The following is a 2,771-nucleotide window of genomic DNA, read 5'->3' as shown; positions in this document are numbered from 1 at the left end:
GCTTTCTGTCCAGCAATATGTCCAAGCTGGTATTGCTTCTGCTTTTCTTCTTGTTGGTAGCGATCATTTATTTATTTGTTAAACAGTTCGCATCCGGAAAAGTGTTTCAAGTCTTAGGCGAAAGTTCCATTCAGTTCGGTACTAGAGCCATTTTCACATTAATATTAGTTATCGTTTTTCTATCGGAAAGCTTAGGTGTTGAAAATATATTAGGCGCCTTTCTTGCAGGAATCATTGTATCCTTGCTTCGTCCCAAGAAAGAATTCATCCACCAACTGGAGTCGTTTGGATATGGTTTTTTAATCCCCATATTTTTTGTAATGGTGGGTGCGAAGCTTGAATTGAAATATTTATTAGCGGATACCAAAATATTAATGTCGATCCCACTTCTATTGGCCGTTATGTTTGTTGCCAAAATCATCCCCATGCTCATATTAAAAAAATGGTTCAATTGGCGGGAGGTCATCAGCTCCGGCTTGTTACTCTCCTCCAAGCTTAGTTTGGTCATCGCGGCAGCAACGTTGGCTTTGGATTTACATATCATTGGAGAGTCCTTTCATGGGGCACTCATTCTGGTAGCCATCCTTAGTTGTCTTTTGTTCCCAATCCTCTTCAATAAGCTAGCCCCCAAGCCAACGATTCGCAAGAAACGGGTGACCATTATTGGAATGAATCATATTTCCATGCCCGTTGCGCAAGATTTAATGAATGAAGATATGTATGAGATTCGTGTATATACGGCTAATGGGCCTGAAGGAAACAGTACATCCCATATACACCAAGTGCACCCGTTTATTTATCACATCCAACAATTGAATGAAATCACCTTAAGACAGCATGGCGCTTTTGATGCCGATATCCTTGTTGTGGCAACCATGGATGATGCATTTAACATGGAATTTGCTCAATCGGTTCAAGCGGCAGCCGAGAAAAGACTGCTTGTACGTATCGAATCCCCAAATCTACAAACGGAAATGGCTGGTAAAGGAATCGGACTTGGAGATCGTTTATTGATTAGTGGAAATAAGGAGCAATTCGAAGGTTTTCGTGAGGTTGTTACTTAAGTGCGGGTATATTAAATATGAAACTCCTAAGATGTAAGTCATTTGTAAGGATTACGAAAGTCTTCTTAAGATATGTGTGTTACCTTAATATGATGTCGATGAATAACTCTTTCATGCTTCAAATCGATAGCAAAAACATAAAGGTCGGTGTTATGCAAGATATGCTCATGTACGCACCTTCGTTTATTAAACATATGACCTATGTCCCCAAAGCATTTATTGATACTTATTTGCTGAAATAACTACTACATAGTAATATCACTATTACTGAAAACCAAGCAACCCTCCTACTCACCTTCAACTGGAAGCTGGATCGGAGGGTTATTTGGCGTAATTTTATATAACAAGAATTAATTCCAGCCAGGTTATGCTACAATATTTGCAGTCATAATTAATTGGAGGAAGATTTAAGATTTTTTTCACAAAATTCCTCATTCGAATGATTCGAATGAACACGAAGCTTATTTTCATTGTCACTATTCTGTTTATCGGAATCAATTCTTTATTATCATATGAACTGGAGCCAGATACATTTGAGAATCGCTTCAATGGGTTATGGTGGGTAATGACAACCGTCACGACTGTCGGATACGGCGATTATTATCCTCATACTATTGCTGGCAAATGTTTAGGTATGATCATTTATTTTTTTGGCATCGGACTCATTTCTCTCATTATCAGTAAAGTCATTGACTCATTATTTATGTATTTACGCTTGAAGGAGGAAGGGAAATTGCGTTACTCAGGGCAAAATCATTTTGTAATCATTGATTGGAGCAAACATGCGCAGAATGCCATTCATGAGATTCTAAATACAGACGCAACGTCGGAAGTTGTACTCATTGACATCCTAGAGAAAACGCCAATCCAACATGACCGAGTACACTATATACAAGGAAATCCACAACAACTGACTACACTGGAAAAGGCTAATTTATCTCAGGCAAGAGCGGTATTTATCTTTGCTGACGAAATCACACAATATGATAGATGCTTTTCAAGATCTGTTGATGAAAGGAGCAACATTAATTTCCGATGGAGGAAATCTTAATATTAACAAAAGACTCTTTGAAAGAATACCCGAAACTGCAAGACTTTTTGTTATTTGTGACAAAGAGACCTACCAACGATTGAACTCATAAATCAACATCATTAAGATTCATTTTGCTTGCTCAGAAGCTCGTCCAGTTTCTTCATGCGCCTCTGGTCTCTGGTTCTTAATATTTGGTCATCTTGCCTGAGCGCAATCATTAAAGAAGCGCACATGCCAATGATAATTACTGCGAACGGTACTGCCGCTATAATAGAAGCGGTCTGCAAACCACTTAAGCCACCGCTAACTAAGAGTACGATAGCAATAGCCGATTGCAGGACTCCCCAAACAATTTTAACTTTATTCGCTGGGTTAGGGTTTCCTTTTGTTGAAAGCATTCCGAGCACAAAAGTGGCAGAATCTGCGGATGTAATGAAAAAAGTAATGATCAGCAATGTAGCAATAAAGGCTATAATGTAACCCAATGGCAACTGCTCTAGCGTTAAAAACAATGCAGACGTAACATCCTGTTTAGCCGCCGCGGCTATTGGATAATGATCAAACAATTCCAAATGCAGCCCCGTTCCTCCGAACACGGAAAACCAAATGAAGCTAAACAGGCTAGGGATTAAGAGAACGCCCAAAACAAACTCCTTAATCGTTCTGCCCTTAGA

General features: G+C 39.2%; 3 protein-coding genes. 2 read left to right on the top strand and 1 reads right to left on the bottom strand.

What is annotated here, in order from left to right; genetic code table 11:
• Together AC1DUA_RS36205 and AC1DUA_RS36200 are read left to right on the top strand one after the other, a co-directional pair.
• Nucleotides 1-1,064, top strand: a 1,064-nt coding sequence (locus AC1DUA_RS36205; protein ID WP_477504331.1) for a cation:proton antiporter domain-containing protein, incomplete at its 5' end; no start/stop codon positions are given.
• 448 nt (nucleotides 1,065-1,512) lie between these two features.
• Nucleotides 1,513-2,115, top strand: coding sequence for a potassium channel family protein (locus tag AC1DUA_RS36200; RefSeq protein ID WP_477504330.1), 603 nt, complete (start codon nucleotides 1,513-1,515; stop codon nucleotides 2,113-2,115).
• A 101-nt stretch (nucleotides 2,116-2,216) separates the two neighbouring features.
• Here the strand turns inward: AC1DUA_RS36200 and AC1DUA_RS36195 are convergent.
• The coding region (locus tag AC1DUA_RS36195; RefSeq protein WP_477504329.1) for a BCCT family transporter at nucleotides 2,217-2,771 on the bottom strand (555 nt) is incomplete at its 5' end.

It is taken from the genome of Paenibacillus sp. 01T422, assembly GCF_056398785.1.
Note: the sequence above shows the minus strand (reverse complement) of the source record. Positions and strands in the feature narration are given on the sequence as shown.

Excerpts from the sequence above, each read along its gene's own strand:
- AC1DUA_RS36200 (WP_477504330.1), top strand. The coding sequence starts at position 1,513 with ATGAACACGAAGCTTATTTTCATTGTCACTATTCTGTTTATCGGAATC.